This is a genomic window from Campylobacter sp. GTC17093, from assembly GCF_055397635.1.
In genome coordinates this window covers 1,443,575-1,461,878 of record NZ_AP038832.1, presented here as the reverse complement: position 1 = coordinate 1,461,878, position 18,304 = coordinate 1,443,575, and the positions used below count along the sequence as shown (strand labels likewise).

Sequence of the window (18,304 nt, the reverse complement as noted above, 5' to 3'; positions counted from 1 at the left end):
AAATGCTAAAAATATAAAATCCATAGTAAATCACACCAAAGAAGTTGAAGAAATAAGTGCTACAAAAGAACATCTAAGCAAAATATCTAATAACTCAACAATAAAATATCTAAATTTAAACCCAATAAATAACTAAAGATAGCTTAATAAGCTATCTTGATAATAAAATTTCAATTATTTTTATCAAAAATTTACATTGAATATGTATAATTCTTATATTTAAGGAAATTATATGAAAAAAATATTTTTAGCACTTATTTTGGGACTATTTCTAATAGGTTGCGATAATCAAAATTCCGCTTCAAATGAGCATAGTAAAAATTCACCAACACCAATAAAAGTTGGCGAAGAAATAACTCTTACAAGCGTTTTTGATTCTAATATAACGATAGTAAGAACACAAAACGGTTTTAAACTAAAAGATAGTAATAAGATAGTAATGTTTGACATTTTTGGAACATTTTGTGAGCCATGCCGCGCTGAAGCTTCAAATCTTATGGATTATCAACTAAAAAACAATAACGATATGATGATAATAGGTCTTATTTATTTCGAAAATATAACAAATAAAGATATAGTTGAAAATTTTTCCAAGAAATATAATGCGTATTATTTCATAGCAAACTCGGATAGAAATATAGATATAGTTGATCAAATTTTAAAAGACATTGAGTATAAAAATGCCTTGCAAATACCTTTTAAAGTTGTATTAAAAGATGGAAAATATCAAGATTTAACAGATAATCTAAACAAAAACAGCAGTGAAATGAAAAAGTATTATCTTGGCTATGTAAATGTACCGCTTTTGCAAAACGATCTAAATAGGATAAAAGATGCCTCAAATAAATGAAAAAACTGTACAAGATATAAAATTTAAATCACCTAATTTATATAAAGTTCTGCTTTTAAATGATGATATTACTAGCATGGATTTTGTTGTGCAAGTTTTGATGGATATTTTTCACCACGAAGCTTCAGTTGCAGTTGATTTGATGTTGAAAGTTCACAATGAAGGAAGTGCGATTTGTGGCATTTATACAAAAGAAATTGCAATGTCAAAACAAAATGAAGTAGACATTGCATCAAAAAATGCCTCTTATCCTTTGCAGACTATTTTAGAGGAGGAGTAAAATATGTTAGATACAAAGTTTAGTTTTTTGATACAAAAAGCAGGAGAACTAGCATATAAAAATGCTCACGAATACATAACTTGTCAACATGTTTTATATACATTATTAAAAACAGATGATGATATAAAAACAGTTCTAATGAATGCAGGAGTTGCAAATCTAGATAGTCTAACAAAAAATTTAGAAAGCTATATAGCTACTACTCCTGTTTTAAGAACACAAAGACAACCAAGTGTTACTCCACATCTAAGTTCCATAATCAAAAATGCAAATTTAGATGAAAACAAAGATATCGTTTATAGTTCTAAAAACTTTCTTTTAGATATCATAAAAGACAGTGATCTTGGAATGAATGATCTTTTTATTCATCATGGTGTAAATTTGAAAACCTTAGAAGATATTATAAATTCTAAAAATAGCGAACAAGAAAAAACAAACATAGCTCTTTATGCAATAAATTTAAACGAATTAGCAAAAAATGGGAAAATAGATCCCCTTATAGGTAGGGATGTTGAGCTTGAGAGAATGGTGCAAATTTTAAGCCGTAGAAAGAAAAACAGCCCAATACTAGTTGGTGAAGCTGGAGTTGGAAAAACTGCAATAGTTGAAGGATTAGCACTAAACATCGTAAATGGAAATGTAGCTCAAAAAAAACTCAAAGAATCTACTATCTATGCTCTAGATATAGGATCAATGATTTCTGGAACAAAATACAGAGGGGACTTTGAAAAAAGACTAAAAGATACAATAAATGAAATAGAACAGATGAAAGATGCAATAGTTTTTATAGATGAAATTCACACTATCATAGGAGCTGGAGCTAGTGGTGGTGGTAGTTTAGATATGTCAAATTTACTAAAGCCTTCACTTGCAAATGGCAAATTACGTTGCATTGGAGCTACAACTTATACGGAGTATAGAAATTTTACAAAAGATAAAGCCCTTAGCAGGAGATTTTCAAAAATAGATATAAATGAGCCAAGCATAGAAGATAGTGTTGAGATTTTGCTTGGACTAAAAAAATATTATGAAGATTTTCACGGAGTTTCATACCCAAAAGATATTTTAAAACAAAGTGTAATTTTAGCTAAAAAATACATGAGTGATAGGTTTTTACCAGATAGCGCTGTTGATATCATTGATGAAGTTGGCGCAACTTTAAATTTAAGTGGCAAAAAAATAGTCACAAAAAAAGCATTAAATGAAGTTATAAGAAAAGCTACTGGTATACAAAATTTAAATGCTGATGCAAACCAAACCGACTTAGTTAAAAATCTAAAACAAAATCTTAAAAAACAAATTTTTGGACAAGATGAAGCAATTGACGCATTAGTAAAAGCTATAATTCGCTCTTATGCAGGACTAAAAAATCCAAACTCACCTACTGGCGTGTTTTTATTTGCTGGACCAAGTGGCGTTGGCAAAAGTGAGCTTGCCATTACTTTGGCTCGCGAGTTAAATGTGCATTTTGAAAGATTTGACATGAGTGAATATATGGAAAAACATGCAGTTGCAAAACTAATCGGTTCTCCTCCTGGATATGTGGGCTTTGAAGAAGGTGGGATTTTAACAAATGCTATAAAGAAAAATCCTTACAGCGTTGTACTTTTTGATGAAGTTGAAAAAGCAGATAACGATATGCTAAATATATTTCTTCAAATTTTTGATAACGGTACATTAACTGATAATAGTGGCAATAAAACAGATTTTAAAAACACCATCATCATCATGACTTCAAATTTGGGAACAAAAGAACCAAATCAAATGGGCTTTAAAAAAGATGATAATCTAAAAACGACAAGCGCTATCAAAAATTTCTTTGCACCAGAATTTAGAAATAGACTTGATAAAGTTATAAATTTCTCACATTTAAACGATGACATTTTAGATAATATCGTACTTAAAGAGTTAAATTTGATATCAGATACATTAAAAGATAAAAAAATAACCATAAAAGCAGATAAAAAAGCAAGAGAGTTTATATATAAAAAAGGCTATAGTGAAGAATTTGGTGCAAGAAATATAAAAAGAGTTATAAGTGAAGAAATTTTAGATACGCTAAGTGAAGAGATTTTATTTGGAAAGCTAAAAGATGGTGGAACTGCAAATATAACATTAAAAAATGAAAGATTGAGCTTTAAATTTAGCTAATGGACTATATTTTTCCAAACCCTTATAACGCTCCTAGTAGTGATCCCATAGCATACGGCGGGGATCTTAACAAAGAGTGTTTAATGAGCGCTTATAATAGTGGCATATTCCCTTGGTTTTTGCTTCAAAAAAATCCTGTTTGGTTTTCTCCAGATCCTAGGTGTGTGCTTTATCCTAGCGAATTTAAACTTCATAAAAGTCTTAAACCTTACATTAAAAAATATGAAGTCAAATTTGACTTCAATCCAAAAGAATTTATAAACTTTTGCCAAAAACAAAGACTTAAAAAAAGCGATACATGGATTACAGATGAATTTGTAAGAGCGTACTCACTTTTAGCTGACGATGGCATTGTCCATAGTGTAGAAATTTATGAAAATGGTGTTTTAATAGGTGGATTATATGGTCTTATAATTGGCAAAATTTTTTGTGGAGAGAGTATGATTTCAGCTAAAAAAAACGCATCAAAAGTTGCACTTTATCATCTTTGCAAAGCTTTAAATGATTTTGATTTTCTAATAGACTGCCAAGTTACAAATCCGCATCTTATCTTTATGGGTGCAAAAGAAATAAAAAGAATTGAATATTTACAAATTTTATCTATAAAAAAAACTCAAAATAGCGGATTTGAAAGTTTTAAAAATTTAGCTTAACCAAACTAGCTATGAAACTTTTTTATACCAAGCTTTTGGGCTAGTTTTGTAAGTCCAAGCTTTGTTCCGGAACTTACCATTATCTTTGCCATTTTTTTATACTCGTTTTTATCATAGCAAGTATTAGGACATTTTCTACATTTTGGTTTTTCTTCGTGAGGACAATTTTGAAGCCTTTTATATACATAAAAAAGCAAACTTTTACAGTCTTTACAAAGATTATAGTTTAGACAAACATTTAAATCTATATCTTTATATATTAAGTCTATCTTATCAGTATTTTTTACTTCTCCTTTATGTTTATCATCACAGTAAATTTGCATGAATTTAATAACAGTTGAAATCTGCTCTATAAATTTATCATTGCTCATATAGGCTCGCTTCTTTATAAGCTTTTATGGCTCTTTCATAGTCTTCTTGACAGTCAATACCAATGCTTTTTGTAAATATTTCTAGCATTGCTATTTTTTTAGAGTGTTCAAGAGCTCGAAGTTGCTCAAGCTTTTCTATATTTTCAAGAAAAGATGGTAAAAATGAGCAAAATTCTCTAAGCGTAGCAACGCTATAAGCATAAATACCAATATGAGCCTTATAAAGCTCGCAATCATTCCTTGGATAAGGCAAAAGCGAACGCGAAAAATACATGGCATCAAAGTTGTCATCTATTACAACTTTTACTAAATTTGGATCATTTGCTTCATCTTTTGAAACCATTTTAAAACAGCTTGCCATAAATGAGCCCTGCTCTATTTTTTGGCTTGCAAACTTTTTAAACTTAAGCAAATTTGCTATTTCAAAAAAAGGCTCATCTGCTTGAACATTTATTATTAGCTCGCTATCTTTTAGATTCATCTTGCTCACTGCTTCATTTATCCTATCTGTACCACTTTGATGATTGCAATCTGTCATAACAGCTTCAAACCCATGTTCTTTTGCTGTATTATAAACTTTTTCATCATCAACCGCTATTAAAACTTTGTCTATTTTTGAAGCATTATTTGCAGTTGCTATGAACATAGGAACACCAAAAATATCAAGTAAAATCTTATCTTTTAATCTAGTTGAACTAAGTCTTGCTGGTATTACTATCATGATTTTATCCACTTTAAAATTGTATTTTTTATATCATCTTGATTTACAATATCGCCATGATTTATTTTATCGTCAAAAAGAGATAAAATGCTTTTTGGTACCTTTGAGTCAAATTCTTTTGCTAGTTTTATCATCTGTTTCTTTTCATCTACCATGTCTTCATTTTTAATAGCTTTTATCATAGATGGAGTAAATTTAACCCAATGTGCAGTTGAAGTTATTACGCTAAATTTATGATCTTCAACCATTTTAAAGCAAGTTGCCGTATGCGGATCAATTAAATTTGAATCCTTTGCGCATTTTTTTATAAATTTAGTGCACTCTTCATCACTACAAAAATCCGCTACAAAGTCTTTTTGAAGTTCTTTTAGTTCATCCTTGCTTAGCTCGTAAAATTTATTTTGATTTAGATTGCACATAAGCTCTTTTGTCCTTACGGCTCCAAATTTATCAAAAAGCAATCTCTCTACATTTGAGCTTATCAAAATATCCATAGCAGGACTCATAGTTTTAACAAGTTCTTTACCCCTTAAATCATACACGCCAGTATTAAAAAGTTCAGTTAAGATATTGTTTGTATTAGATGCAATTTTTATCATACCAATTTTTGCACCCATTTTTTTTGCATAATATGCGCCAAGTGCATTTCCAAAATTTCCACTAGGAACTATAATATCAATATCTTCATCATCATTTATTTTTTGATTAAAAAGCAAATAAGAATAGGCATAAAGATGATATAAAATTTGAAACAATATTCTTCCAAAATTTACTGAGTTTGCAGCACTTAAGCTTAAATTTTCCTTTAAAAGCCGTTCTTTAAAATTCTCATCATTTAAAAGTGCTTTTAAGGCTCTTTGAGCATCATCAAAACTACCATTTATGCCAATAACTTTTAAATTTTTACCTTTTGATGTGATCATTTGAAGTCTTTGCACTTCACTTGTTCCATTAGCTGGATAAAGGCAAACAACTTTTATATTTTTTGATTTCTCAAATGTATTTAAAGTAGCAGGTCCAGTATCTCCACTCGTTGCACACATTATAAGGTATTTTTCAAATCTATCTTTTGCTAGTTCATCTAATATTACACCAAAAGGCTGAAGTGCCATATCTTTAAAAGCTCTTGTAGGACCATGAAAAAGTTCATTTATATATAGTTTTTTTGATATTTTTTTTATTTTTATAGGTAAATTTTTATCATCAAATTCCTTATATCTTTTAAGAGCCTTTTTAAAGCTACTCATATTCACATCAAAATCAAATTTCTCTATAACTTTTAGCGCAAATTCTTCATAATTTCTTTCTTTTTTAAAAAATTTGCTACTTAGTTTTGGCAATTCTTTTGGTGCAAAAAGTCCGCCGTAAACACTGCTTGGATTTAAAAGTGCATCACTAAATTTAGAACATTGCGCCTCATCACCTTCTTTTAAACGAGTTGCAGTTAATATCATATTTTCTCCTTTTATCCTATCATGCTTCCTATGCCACCATCAGTAAATAGCTCTAGGAGTATAGAGTGTGGTATCATTCCATTTATGATGTGAGCTTTTCCAACGCCATTTTCTATACACTCAACACATGACAAGGCTTTTGGTATCATACCGCCATTTATAGTCCCATCTTCAATTAGTTTTTTTATATCAAATTTAGTTAACTTACCAATAAGTTTTCCATCTTTGTCTAATATACCAGAAATATCACTTAAAAATATAACTTTACTAGCATTTAGTGCTTTTGCTATTTCGCAGGCACACAAATCCGCATTTATATTATATCCATTCACGCTATTTTCATCACCAGTAGCAATAGGAGAAATGACAGGTATGATGCCAAGATCAAGGATATCATTTATTGCTTTAGTATTTACATCCACTATTTTACCAACATAACCAAATTTTTCCATATCTAAAGCCTTAGCCTTAAATAAATTCATATCTTTTCCACTTATTCCAATGGCTTTAGCTCCATGAAAATTTAGTAAATTTGCTAGTTCTTTATTTATATTACCACAAAGAACCATTTCAGCTATCTCTAAAGCCTCTAAAGATGTTTTTCTGATTCCGTCTACAAATTCGCTATAAACGCCTGTTTTATGTAAAAATTCGTTTATTTTTTTACCGCCACCATGAACTATAACAACTTTTATACCAACAATTTGGAGTAAAACCATATCTCTAACAAACTCTGTTTTAAATTCAGATTTTATCTGAGTTGATCCGCCAAATTTCACAACTATAATTTTATCTCTAAATTTTTGTATATAAGGAAGAGCTGAGAGTATAATCTCTGCAGTTTTAAGACTTGGTTGCAAAACAGACCTTTCGCTATATAAATTTTATAATTTTAACTAAAAAGAGCTAAATTTATTATCAAATACATAATCATGTAGCGTTTTTTCAAATTTTTTACTAATATTAGTTTCAAGGATAATTATGGAAATTGGTAGATTAAATCTCTCGATTTTTACATAATCTTTCATTGTTACAAGCAGACTTGTTGCGTTAAATTTCTGAAGTAAATTTTCTAGCTCATCCTTGCTAAAAAAATAATGATCTGGATAAAACTTAATATCTATACATTTATCAAAATGCTCTTTTAGTCTATTTGGATTTGCTATGGCAGTTACTAGAAGCATTCTATCTGTTTGATTTAAGATATGACTTTTTTTAATAATATCATCTTTTTGCGGTATAAAATTTGCAAATTTATAAAAAAATTTAGGATATCTATAAGCTCCACTTGGAAAAGTAAAAGGAAAAAATGGCTCTATAGCAGGCTTAAGCAAGATATCAAATTTATCTATATCAAATTTAGAAAATCCATCATCAAATATTATAAGCTTTGCGCTATTTTTTTTCGCTAAATCTATTGCTATTTTTCTATCTTCACTGACTATAACGTTTGCTTTAAATTTAGCATATTCCATAGCCTCATCTCCACTTTGGCAAATATCAACAAATATCTCTTCATTATTAGATATTAAAATACAACCTTTTGATTGTCTTTTGTATCCCCTAAGTACGATAAAGGTTTTTAAATGAGGTGAAAATATATTATAGATAGCTTTTACAAGAGGTGTTTTTCCGCTACCTCCGACTATTAAATTTCCAACACTTATAATTTTTATATCAAAACTTTTTTTCTTTGAAAAAAGTTTTTTTATACATACAAACAATGAATAAATAAAACTAAGTGGTAACAAAAATATACATAAAGCTACTCCAACTATATCTGGACTATAAAAATATTTATTTATCCAGATATGAAGCTTTTGTTTATCCACGTGCATGCGCTGTTTTTAAAATTCCATCACAAATGTATTCTATTTCATTATGTTTTAAATCAGCAAAAATTGGTAACGAAAGTACAACTTGATATGTCTTTAAAGCAGATGGAAATGCATTTACTTTTAGATTATATTTATTTTTATAATAACTTAATAAATTCAAAGGTATGTAATTCAGAGAAGTGCTTATTCCAAGTTCACCTAAATCCCTGGCAAAACTATCTCTATTTTTATCTATTTTAATTATATATTGACAAAATACATGCTCACCTTTATCCATAGGCAATGTAATATGTGGACAATTTTTAAGACGCTCATTATAAATAGCTGCAACCCCTCTTCTTTTCTTTATAAATCCATCTACTTTTTTAAACTGAGACAAGCAAAAACTGGCATCTAAAGTACAAAGACTGTATTTCATACCAATATCAACAACATCATAAATATAACCAAGATCATTATTTTTACCAGAATTATTTACAATACCATGATTTCTTAAAAGCATAGCCCTACTTGCTATTTCATCATCATTTGTTACCATAAATCCAGCAGTTGAGATATTTATGTTAAACTGTGCATTTATTTTAAAGCAAGAAATTTTTGATTTTAAGCTACCAATTTTTTTGCCTTTATAAGTGGCACCAAGCGCAACACTGCCATCATCTATAATATCTATATCATGATTATTTGCGATATCATAAATTTCATCCATATTGGCAGCTTGACCTGCAACATGTGTTATAAAAGCACATTTTAATTTTTTACTTTTATGAGCAATAATAGCCTCTTCAAATTTTGTAGGATTAATATTAAAATCATCCTCATTAATATCTACAAATACTGGCTCAGCATCAAAATGTCTTACAACTTCGGCAATATCTGGAAAAGAATTAACAGAACATATTATTTTATCGCCTCTTTTTATATTCATAGCACATAATGCCAAATGTTTTGCAGATGTGCTATTGTTTGTAGCAATTGCATGTTTTACTCCAAAATATTTTTTTATAGTATTTTCAAAATCAAGCACCATATCAGTACTATTTGGATTTTCTAGTGCTTTTTGTATAAGTTCTTTTTCTCTTTCGTCAATTTGTGGTCTAAAAAAATCTATCTTTTCCATTTTGTTCCTTTTTCGCTTTTAATGTATTTTAACAATCTTAGGTGGTTTTAATTTGAAACTATTTTTATTAACCATTTGCAAAACTTTTTTTACTAAATTCTCATCAAAATTATCAAATAGCTCTTTTTCATCCATACCATTTTTACAAATAAATTTCAAAACTGGATCTATTTTTATATAACTATATCCAAGGTCACTTTCATCACTTTGATTTTCCCATAAATCGGCACTTGGTTTTTTTAAAATAATATCCTTATCTATATTCAAATATCTTGCAAACTCAAAAATATCACTTTTAAACATATCACCTATTGGATTAATAGCACAAGCCATATCACCATATATCGTACCATATCCAAGCATAAGTTCACTCTTATTAGAAGTTCCTACAACAAATCCACCTAATTTAGCAGAATAATCATAAAGCAAAGTCATTCTTATTCTTGCACAAATATTACCCACTCTAAGGTTATTTAAATCACCATATATACTATTTTTATAAGATTCTAATATAGCTTGAATTGATATAACTTCATAATTTATACCAAGTTTTTTGCATAAATTAATACCATCTTCTAAATTTTTAGAATTAGAATAATTTGTTGGCATTATTAAAGCATAGGTTTTTTCTTTGCAAACTTGTGCACATAGTGTTGCTACTACGGCAGAATCTAGTCCGCCACTGACCCCAAGTATAAAATTCTTGGCATTTTTCAAGTTTGATTTTAAAAAATCTAGCATTATTTCATGGACATCAATAAAATTACTCATTTTTATCTTTAACTTAAAATATCAATTTAGTTATTTTACTTATTTTTATATTAAAAGTTTCTTTTAATATAACAAAAATCGGCATTTGAAAAATTTAAAAAGTAATACTATAATTTAATAAAAAGGTCAAAAATGGAAATTTTAATGCAAGAGTGCGGTAGATACAGAACCAACTGCTACATATTATCCTTAAATAATAAAGAAATAATTATTGATCCAGGAGAAAACGCCTTTTCTTGGATTTGCAAAAATGCAACAAATCCTATAGCAATATTAAATACACATGGGCATTTTGATCATATTTATAATAACTTTGAAGTAAAAAATAAATTTAATATTCCAATTTATGCACCAAAAGAAGATGCCTTTATGATAGAAAAAGATATATTTGATTTAGGATATAAAACAATTAAAATAGATGTCAAAACACATGATGGAGAAATGTTTAAAATAGGTGATTTTAAGGTTAAATTTCATCATTTTCCTGGACATACACCAGGGTGTTCTATGATAGAAATAGGAAAATATATGTTTAGCGGAGACTTTTTGTTTTATAATTCAATTGGGAGATATGATTTTCCATATTCAAATGTAGATGATATGAAAAAAAGCTTATTAAAATGCTCTGAGATAAAAGATGATTTTATACTTTTTCCTGGACACGGAAGATCATCCACACTAAAAGATGAGCAAAAAAATTTTAAAACATGGATAGATAGAATTTAACTTTGTTTTGAATCATCCTTGCTTTTTTTATTTAATTTTTCTTTTATTTTTAACACATGGTCTTCAAGTATTAAAAGCTGAAAAACAGCATCAAATATTCTTATATCTTTTATAGAACCAATAACTCGAACTTCTCTTTTTTTACTCTCTTCGAAATTAGAAGTTGCTACAAAATCAATCACATCTCCAAGTTTTGGATGAGCTAAAAAACTAATCTTTGTACTTATAGTCACCAAATATTTTTCATTTATTGCAGCATAAGCGCAGTAATTCGCAGCTAAAAATAAAAAAGATACATCTATAAGATTTTCACTATCGGTTTTCATATCTACATTTGTATTTAATATACTTTTAGCACCATTTTTTCCTATTTCAACTATATACCCACACATATTTGGCTTTATTAACCATTCAAATTTAAGATCCCCTTTTATAATCTCCCATTTTTCCATCATCTCAATAGTTTGTGTATCATTATTTAAGCTTTGTAAATTATCTGCCATTATTTTCCTTTATAAAGTAAGCTTTATATAAGCTCTAAGTGGTGCTGGATAGCCTTCAATTGTTATGTTTTCATCTTCTTTACTTAGAAAATTATCTAGACTTTCCCCATCAATCCAGCTTGTTTTTCTTTGTTCATTGTCATCTGTTTTTTTTGTAGCTAGTATTGTAAAGTCTTTAAATTTTGCTCTTTCACACCAATTTTGTAAAGCCTTTATGCTTGGGACAAAATATATATTTGGTATTTTAGAATAAGTTTTATTTGGACAAAGAGCAATTTCTTTATCACTATTTATAATCATTGTATCTAAAAATAATTCTCCATTATCATTTAGAGAAATTTTAAGTTCTTTTAAACATTTTATAGGATCACTTCTATGATACAAAACACCTAAGCAAAAAAGAGTATCAAATTTATGCTCATAAAAAGGCAAATGTTCAACACCTAAAAGCTCAAAATTTATATTACTATTTATAAAATGATTTATAAACTTAAACTGCAAATATGTCCTAATACAAGGATCAAATCCTACTAATTTTGCAGGATTAAAATTTAACATTCTAAAGAGATAATACCCATTATTGCATCCAATATCGCCTACAATTTTGCCTTCTAAATTTAAAAATGGCTTTAAAATATTAAATTTTATAAAACTCTGCCATTCTGAATCAATATAAGTCTGTAATATATCAAAAGGACCTTTTCTCCAAGGTTTTAAATTTAGAGCTGTTTGATATATTAAGTCCTTTATCTTATCATCAACACTGGCAACAATTTCAATGGTATCATTAAATTTGCATTCACATTCTACAAATGGCAAGTTTTTAATATTATTAATTATATCTTTATAAATAAATAAATTTAGTTCTTTTGATTTTTCTTCTCTTATTATATCTAAATTCATTTTTTACCAATCAACAACGTTTTTATCACATTTTTTTTGATAAGCCCCAGTAGCATCATAGTACTCTTTGCAACCATTATATTGTCTTGTAGAAATACCTCTTTCATTAAACCATAAGCATCCGCTTAAAAAAAAGAGTATAAATATTAAAAGTATTATGTTTTTCATTTGGTTAATTTTAGCATATTTTATTATAAAATAAAAGTTTATTTAAATAAAATATACGCAAGTATAATAATCCAAATAGATATGCAAACAAATATAGATATAAAAACTGCACTACTGCCAATATCTTTTGCTTCTTTTGCTAAAATATGATAGTCTTCAGTAACAAGATTGACACATCTTTCTATAGCAGAGTTTAAACACTCAACAATCCAAATTAATAAAATAGGAAAAATTAATAAAATTTTATAAACCAAAGTAGTATTTAAAAATATAGCCAATATAATAAATACAAAACCCAAAACAAGCTCTATCCTAAAAGAAGTTTCTGATTTTAACATACAAAAAATACCACTTAATGCATAATTTGTATTTTTTAAAAAATTATATTTTGGTTTCAAAATTTTCCTTAAATAAATTGAGAAATTTTATTTTGAAATATTTTACTTTCATTTTTTAAATATCAAAATATTTTTATTCTGTTTCTTATAAGTTTCCATAATAAAATATAATTTTTGTCGAAAAACATTTTAGGAGTCTTTATGTTGAATTTAAAAAAACTTACAGTTTGTGCACTAACACTTTGTGCTATGGTTTGCAATTCTTTTGCATTTGATATAAAATCTATAGAAGAAGCTGCTAGAAATGAAGGTAAAATAAATTCTGTTGGTATGCCAGATACTTGGGCAAATTGGAAAGATACTTGGGATGATTTATCTAAAATTTATGGACTAAAACATATAGATACAGATATGAGTTCAGCTCAAGAAATAGCCAAATTTGATGCAGAAAAAAATAATTCTACAGCAGATATCGGCGATGTTGGCTCTAGTTTTGGACCAATTGCTGTTAAAAAGGGCGTAACAGAGCCATTTAAAACAAGTTACTGGGATCAAGTCCCATCATGGGCAAAAGATACAGATGGACACTGGATCTTGGCATACACCGGAACCATAGCTTTCATAATAAATAATGATGTCATAAAAGACAACCAACCGACAAGTTGGAGCGATCTTTTAAAAGGCAAATACAAAGTAACAATAGGTGATGTAAGCGTAGCAGCTCAAGCAGTAAATGGAGTTTTGGCTGCAAATTATGCTTTAGGTGGAGATGAAAAAGACCTAAGCAAGGCTTTGAAATTTTTTGCAAAATTAGCAAGCGAGGGTAGACTTTCTATGGCTGATCCAAATATATCAAATTTGGAAAAAGGCGAGATAGAAGTTGGAATTGTATGGGATTTTAATGGTCTAAATTATAGAGATAAAATAGGCAAAAATCGCTACAGCGTAATCATACCAAAAGATGGAAGTATAATAAGCGGATATACAACAATCATTAATAAATACGCTAAAAACAAAAACGCAGCCAAGTTAGCTAGAGAATACATACTAAGCGATAAAGGTCAAATAAACTTAGCAAAAGGCTACGCAAGACCTATAAGAGCTGATTTCATAAATATCCCGCAAGATATCAAATCAAAGCTCATTCCAAGCGAGCAGTATAAAAACGCAAGACCTATAAAAGATATAAAAATTTGGGAAAAAACATCCAAAGAACTTCCTCAGCTTTGGCAAGAAGAAGTTATATCGAGTATGAAATAATGCCAAAAGTAATTTTAGTCATTTTAGATGGATTAGAATATAGTGTAGCCCATGATTGCATGGGCTACATATCTGGCATAATAAAAGAAGGGCTTGGTAAAAGCTACAAAATAAAAAGCGAACTTCCAAGCCTTTCTCGCCCACTTTATGAATGTATACTAACCGGTATTAATCCTATAAATAGTGGCGTAACAAACAATGATTATTCTTTGTTATCAAAAAATAGATCTATTTTTCACTATGCAAAAGAAGCTGGTTTGAAAACTGGAGCGGCTGCGTATCATTGGGTAAGCGAGTTATATAACAAATCACCGTTTGATAAAATTTTACATAGACATATTCAAGATATAAATTTAACAATACCTTATGGACATTTTTACTATGAAGATAACTATCCAGATACTCATCTTTTCGGAGATGGGGAAAGTCTTAGAATAAAATACGATCTTGATTTTTTATTATTTCATTCAATGAATATAGATGACATTGGGCATAAATTTTCACTTAATTCAAAAGAATATAGAAATCAAGTAAGAAAAACAGATAATATATTAAGCGAGTATTTGCAAAAATGGCTAAATAATAAATACAACGTCATCATAACAAGCGATCACGGAATAAATAATGATTTTTCTCATGGCGGCACACTAGAGTGCGAAACAAATGTACCATTTTTTGTTTTTGGTGATAAATTTAGCTTTAATGAGTGCGAAGTAAAACAGACTCAAATTTGTGGAAGTATATGCGAAATTTTAAAGATAAACCATGATAAAACCATAAATATGGATCTAATAAAATGCTAAAAATAAGTGAAAAAAACTTAGCCGTTTTTAGTATTTTGCCATTTTTTATCATATTTTTTATGTTTCAAATTTTGCCATTTATTTGGATTTTGATAAATAGTTTTTATGTAGAAGACAGCGGTTATGGATTGGATAATTTCATAAAAATTTTAAACTCCAAATTTTATCAAAAATCTTTTGAGATATCTTTTAAGATAAGTATTATATCAAGCCTAATATCTTTAATCATTGCTTTTTTAGGTAGCTATTCACTATACAAAATAACTCCATCAAAAATTTCGACCATATTTATATCATTTAACACAATGATAAGTAATTTTTCTGGTGTTCCACTAGCTTTTGCTTTTATAATTTTACTTGGTTCACAAGGTGTTATAAATATACTTTTTAGAGATATTTTTGGTATAGATACTCAAATAAACTTATATTCAAATTTTGGTGTAAATTTGGTCTATATATATTTTCAAATTCCGCTAGCCATACTCTTGCTTTTTCCATCTTTTAAAATTCTAGATGAAAAAATAAAAGATGCAAACACAATTTTAGGAGCTAGTAGTATACAATACTGGCTAAAGATAGGTATTCCTCTTCTTTGTCAAGCAATACTAGGAGTTTTTGTGATACTTTTTGCAAACGCAATCGGAGCTTACGCGACTATATATGCTTTAACTTCTGGAAATTTCAATGTCATTCCAATACGCATTGGTGCACTAATATCTGGTGATTTAAACTTAAATCCGTATCTAGCAAGTGCTTTGGCGTTGCTACTAGTTACACTTATGGTACTTGTAGCATTTGTGATAAATTTACTATCCAAGAGATACAATTTCAAGGCAAAAAAGTGAGTAAATTTACAAAAATTTATCATTATTCGGTAGTTTTAACGCTATTTTTGATTTTTATTTTACCTATTGGAGTTACGTTTTTATACTCGTTTTCTAGTAGCTGGGGCGCAACTCTTTTGCCAGATTCTATTACCATAAAATGGTATTTAGAACTTTTTGACGATCCAAGGTTTTGGAAAGCACTTACAAACTCACTTATAGTTTGTATATCTACATTGATACTGGCATTTATACTAATTTTCCCTGTTGTGTTTTGTGCTAATTACTACTTTTTAAAACTAAAATCTTTAATGAATATCTTAGTCATCTCTCCTTTTGTAATACCGCCAATTGTTTCAACCGTGGGACTTTTACAAATTTACTCAAATAGCATCGGCGGAACACCATATATACTCATAGGATGTTATTTTTGCTTGGCTTTGCCTTTTGTTTATAGAAGTATAGACAATACAATGAGTGGCATAAATTTAGAAGAAATCATACTAAGTAGCAAAATACTTGGTGAAAATATCATAAAAAGCATACTAAAAATTGTAATACCAAATATAAAAAATGGGGTTTTAGTTGCATTATTTCTATCATTTTCATTCTTAATAGGTGAGTTTTTATTTGCAAATATCTTGGTAGGAACTAGGTTTGAAACTCTTCAGGTTTATTTGTATAACATGAAAGGCAAAAGTGGGCACTACTCAAGTGCTATGGTAATAACTTACTTTTTGCTTATATTTTTTGCTACATTGATAGCTGAAACATTATCTTCAAAAAAGGAAAAATAGTGGCATATCTAAAAATAGAAAATTTAAAAAAATCTTATGATAAAACCATCGTTTTTAAAAACATAAATTTCGAAGTAAAAAAGGGTGAATTTATAACACTTTTAGGACCAAGCGGATGTGGAAAATCAACTCTTTTGAAATGTATATCTGGATTAAGTAGTATAGATAAAGGAAGTATTATTTTAAATGATAAAGATATCACAAAAACTGCACCACAAAAAAGAAATATAGGTATGGTTTTCCAAAATTACGCACTTTTTCCAAATTTAAATGTTTTTGAAAATGTCGCATATGGTCTAAAAATTAAAAAAACCAAGAAACCAGAAATTCAAAAAGATGTAAAAAAGATACTCGATTTAGTAGAGCTTGGAGAATTTGCAAAAAAATACCCACATAATCTAAGCGGCGGACAGATGCAACGTGTTGCACTAGCTAGATCTTTGATTTTAAAGCCAGATGTGCTTTTGTTAGATGAACCACTATCTGCACTTGATGCAAGGATTAGAAAGCATTTAAGGGCACAGATAAGAAAAATACAAAAAGAGTTAAATTTAACAACTATATTTGTAACACACGATCAGGAAGAAGCATTAGAAATGAGCGATAAAATCATTTTGATGCAAAATGGAAAAATAGTCCAAAACTCAAGTGCTAGTGAATTATATTTAGCTCCAGCATCTAAATTTGTGGCATCATTTATAGGTAATTACAATATCATAAATAGTGAAAATTTAAGCAAAATTTTAACACATAATTTTAAAGGTGAACTTGCTATACGACCAGAAACAATTACTTTAATAAAAAATGACGGCACAAGAGGGCGTATATGCCAAAGAACTTTACTTGGAAATATCATAAGATATACTATATCTGTTTGCGGTATAGAGCTTAAAGTAGATACACTAAATTACTCAAATGATAGTTTTTATGATATTGGCGAAGAAATAGGAGTAAAAATAAACCTAGATATGGTTAAAGAGCTAAATGATACAGATACATTAATATCATAGTATAAAAATAAGACTCTTAAAATTTTCGTATGAGCTTGGAAAAATAACATATAAAATTTATCAAAAATCCATAAAAATACCAAACAAAAGAAATATTAATTATAATGAAATAATCAAAGAATGTTATTAGAATAATAAGCTAACTAACAAAGAGATGATTTTTAATTCCTCTTATTAAACAAATTAGTTAAAATAAGTCCTAGAAGCTAAAGTAGAATAACACAAAGCAACTAAAAATAGTAAAGAAATTTATTATAAAAATTTTCCTTATGCATTAGCATATCCAAGCGATATGTTTGAGATTGATATAAAGTGGATTAAATTTACAGACAACACGCTTGGATTTGGAAAGAAACTTATTTGGAAAAGTATATAATCCTATCTAACTTACTTATTATCCTTTTTATGCATAATTTTATTGTCTTTATTTTTAGTATTATGATCTTTTTTACTTACGCTTATGTTGTTTTTATTATCAGAGTATATTTTATCACCTACACCTTTAACATTTTTAATATCTTCAACACTCTTAAAGCCATTATTGTTTCTATATTCTATAATAGCTTGTGCCTTTGATTCACCAACACCTTTTAAAGTCATTAATTCTTCTTTAGAAGCTGTATTTAAATCAACCGCTCCAAACATATACGTAAAGGCAAATGCCAACAATAAAAGTAATTTTTTCATTTTATGTCCTTTGTAATTGAAGTTTATAAATTCTATTCATATAAATAAAATATATTTTTTATGATTAATAAATAGA

The 18,304-nt window shown here is 28.4% G+C and carries 22 protein-coding genes; 10 read left to right on the top strand and 12 right to left on the bottom strand.

The window, feature by feature from the left end; translation table 11 throughout:
- The first annotated feature begins 232 nt into the window (after nt 1-232).
- From ACZ5VL_RS07615 to aat, 4 genes are read left to right on the top strand one after another with little or no spacing between them, the layout of a single operon-like run.
- The gene (locus tag ACZ5VL_RS07615; protein WP_464198444.1) at nt 233-850 is read left to right on the top strand and encodes a TlpA family protein disulfide reductase; all 618 of its coding nucleotides are present in this window, start codon (nt 233-235) and stop codon (nt 848-850) included.
- Nucleotides 834-1,130, top strand: a complete 297-nt coding sequence (locus ACZ5VL_RS07610; RefSeq protein ID WP_464198442.1) for an ATP-dependent Clp protease adaptor ClpS — start codon at nt 834-836, stop codon at nt 1,128-1,130. Before ACZ5VL_RS07615 ends, ACZ5VL_RS07610 begins: the two co-directional genes overlap by 17 nt.
- Before the next feature lie 3 nt (nt 1,131-1,133).
- Nucleotides 1,134-3,281 carry an AAA family ATPase gene (locus ACZ5VL_RS07605; RefSeq protein ID WP_464198440.1) on the top strand — a complete coding sequence of 716 codons (2,148 nt, stop codon included), beginning with the start codon at nt 1,134-1,136 and terminating at the stop codon, nt 3,279-3,281.
- Nucleotides 3,281-3,934, top strand: a complete 654-nt coding sequence (gene aat / locus ACZ5VL_RS07600) for a leucyl/phenylalanyl-tRNA--protein transferase (RefSeq protein WP_464198438.1) — start codon at nt 3,281-3,283, stop codon at nt 3,932-3,934. Before ACZ5VL_RS07605 ends, aat begins: the two co-directional genes overlap by 1 nt.
- Before the next feature lie 5 nt (nt 3,935-3,939).
- On the opposite strand, the gene ACZ5VL_RS07595 is transcribed toward aat, so the two are convergent.
- From ACZ5VL_RS07595 to ACZ5VL_RS07565, 7 genes are read right to left on the bottom strand one after another with little or no spacing between them, the layout of a single operon-like run.
- Nucleotides 3,940-4,305 carry a nitrous oxide-stimulated promoter family protein gene (locus ACZ5VL_RS07595; RefSeq protein ID WP_464198436.1) on the bottom strand — a complete coding sequence of 122 codons (366 nt, stop codon included), beginning with the start codon at nt 4,303-4,305 and terminating at the stop codon, nt 3,940-3,942.
- Nucleotides 4,295-5,026 carry a 3-deoxy-manno-octulosonate cytidylyltransferase gene (gene kdsB, locus ACZ5VL_RS07590; RefSeq protein WP_464198434.1) on the bottom strand — a complete coding sequence of 244 codons (732 nt, stop codon included), beginning with the start codon at nt 5,024-5,026 and terminating at the stop codon, nt 4,295-4,297. Before kdsB ends, ACZ5VL_RS07595 begins: the two co-directional genes overlap by 11 nt.
- Nucleotides 5,023-6,480, bottom strand: coding sequence for a threonine synthase (gene thrC, locus ACZ5VL_RS07585; protein ID WP_464198432.1), 1,458 nt, complete (start codon nt 6,478-6,480; stop codon nt 5,023-5,025). The genes kdsB and thrC overlap by 4 nt, the downstream gene beginning before the upstream one ends.
- Before the next feature lie 11 nt (nt 6,481-6,491).
- Complete coding sequence (argB, locus tag ACZ5VL_RS07580; RefSeq protein ID WP_464198431.1) at nt 6,492-7,340, bottom strand: acetylglutamate kinase; 849 nt, start codon at nt 7,338-7,340, stop codon at nt 6,492-6,494.
- Between the two features lie 36 nt (nt 7,341-7,376).
- Complete coding sequence (locus ACZ5VL_RS07575; RefSeq protein ID WP_464198429.1) at nt 7,377-8,318, bottom strand: tetraacyldisaccharide 4'-kinase; 942 nt, start codon at nt 8,316-8,318, stop codon at nt 7,377-7,379.
- Nucleotides 8,305-9,438, bottom strand: coding sequence for a DegT/DnrJ/EryC1/StrS family aminotransferase (locus tag ACZ5VL_RS07570; RefSeq protein WP_464198427.1), 1,134 nt, complete (start codon nt 9,436-9,438; stop codon nt 8,305-8,307). Before ACZ5VL_RS07570 ends, ACZ5VL_RS07575 begins: the two co-directional genes overlap by 14 nt.
- Before the next feature lie 18 nt (nt 9,439-9,456).
- Nucleotides 9,457-10,209: an NAD+ synthase gene (locus tag ACZ5VL_RS07565; RefSeq protein ID WP_464198426.1), complete on the bottom strand. Its 753-nt coding sequence runs from the start codon at nt 10,207-10,209 to the stop codon at nt 9,457-9,459.
- A 132-nt stretch (nt 10,210-10,341) separates the two neighbouring features.
- On the opposite strand from ACZ5VL_RS07565, the gene ACZ5VL_RS07560 reads away from it, so the two are divergent.
- Complete coding sequence (locus ACZ5VL_RS07560; RefSeq protein ID WP_464198425.1) at nt 10,342-10,935, top strand: MBL fold metallo-hydrolase; 594 nt, start codon at nt 10,342-10,344, stop codon at nt 10,933-10,935.
- Here the strand turns inward: ACZ5VL_RS07560 and ACZ5VL_RS07555 are convergent.
- Genes ACZ5VL_RS07555 through ACZ5VL_RS07540 form a run of 4 tightly spaced genes read right to left on the bottom strand, consistent with a single transcriptional unit; the run spans nt 10,932 to nt 12,907 of the window.
- Nucleotides 10,932-11,438 carry a PaaI family thioesterase gene (locus tag ACZ5VL_RS07555; protein WP_464198423.1) on the bottom strand — a complete coding sequence of 169 codons (507 nt, stop codon included), beginning with the start codon at nt 11,436-11,438 and terminating at the stop codon, nt 10,932-10,934. The genes ACZ5VL_RS07560 and ACZ5VL_RS07555 overlap by 4 nt on opposite strands.
- A gap of 9 nt (nt 11,439-11,447) precedes the next feature.
- Nucleotides 11,448-12,341, bottom strand: a complete 894-nt coding sequence (gene cmoB, locus ACZ5VL_RS07550) for a tRNA 5-methoxyuridine(34)/uridine 5-oxyacetic acid(34) synthase CmoB (protein WP_464198421.1) — start codon at nt 12,339-12,341, stop codon at nt 11,448-11,450.
- A 3-nt stretch (nt 12,342-12,344) separates the two neighbouring features.
- On the bottom strand, nt 12,345-12,509 hold the full coding sequence (locus tag ACZ5VL_RS07545) for a hypothetical protein (protein WP_464198419.1): 165 nt from the start codon (nt 12,507-12,509) through the stop codon (nt 12,345-12,347).
- Between the two features lie 38 nt (nt 12,510-12,547).
- The gene (locus ACZ5VL_RS07540; RefSeq protein WP_464198417.1) at nt 12,548-12,907 is read right to left on the bottom strand and encodes a diacylglycerol kinase; all 360 of its coding nucleotides are present in this window, start codon (nt 12,905-12,907) and stop codon (nt 12,548-12,550) included.
- Nucleotides 12,908-13,048: 141 nt separating this feature from the next.
- On the opposite strand from ACZ5VL_RS07540, the gene ACZ5VL_RS07535 reads away from it, so the two are divergent.
- Genes ACZ5VL_RS07535 through ACZ5VL_RS07515 form a run of 5 tightly spaced genes read left to right on the top strand, consistent with a single transcriptional unit; the run spans nt 13,049 to nt 17,541 of the window.
- A complete protein-coding gene (locus ACZ5VL_RS07535) occupies nt 13,049-14,107 on the top strand; it encodes an ABC transporter substrate-binding protein (RefSeq protein WP_464198416.1) in 1,059 nt (352 codons plus the stop codon).
- The gene (locus ACZ5VL_RS07530) at nt 14,107-14,910 is read left to right on the top strand and encodes an alkaline phosphatase family protein (RefSeq protein ID WP_464200309.1); all 804 of its coding nucleotides are present in this window, start codon (nt 14,107-14,109) and stop codon (nt 14,908-14,910) included. Before ACZ5VL_RS07535 ends, ACZ5VL_RS07530 begins: the two co-directional genes overlap by 1 nt.
- 2 nt (nt 14,911-14,912) lie before the next feature.
- On the top strand, nt 14,913-15,755 hold the full coding sequence (locus tag ACZ5VL_RS07525; RefSeq protein WP_464200307.1) for an ABC transporter permease: 843 nt from the start codon (nt 14,913-14,915) through the stop codon (nt 15,753-15,755).
- Nucleotides 15,752-16,531, top strand: a complete 780-nt coding sequence (locus ACZ5VL_RS07520; RefSeq protein WP_464198414.1) for an ABC transporter permease — start codon at nt 15,752-15,754, stop codon at nt 16,529-16,531. Before ACZ5VL_RS07525 ends, ACZ5VL_RS07520 begins: the two co-directional genes overlap by 4 nt.
- A complete protein-coding gene (locus ACZ5VL_RS07515; RefSeq protein WP_464198412.1) occupies nt 16,531-17,541 on the top strand; it encodes an ABC transporter ATP-binding protein in 1,011 nt (336 codons plus the stop codon). Before ACZ5VL_RS07520 ends, ACZ5VL_RS07515 begins: the two co-directional genes overlap by 1 nt.
- A gap of 387 nt (nt 17,542-17,928) precedes the next feature.
- Here ACZ5VL_RS07515 and ACZ5VL_RS07510 read toward each other — a convergent pair whose 3' ends face one another.
- A complete protein-coding gene (locus ACZ5VL_RS07510; RefSeq protein WP_464198410.1) occupies nt 17,929-18,228 on the bottom strand; it encodes a ComEA family DNA-binding protein in 300 nt (99 codons plus the stop codon).
- Nucleotides 18,229-18,304: the final 76 nt, after the last annotated feature.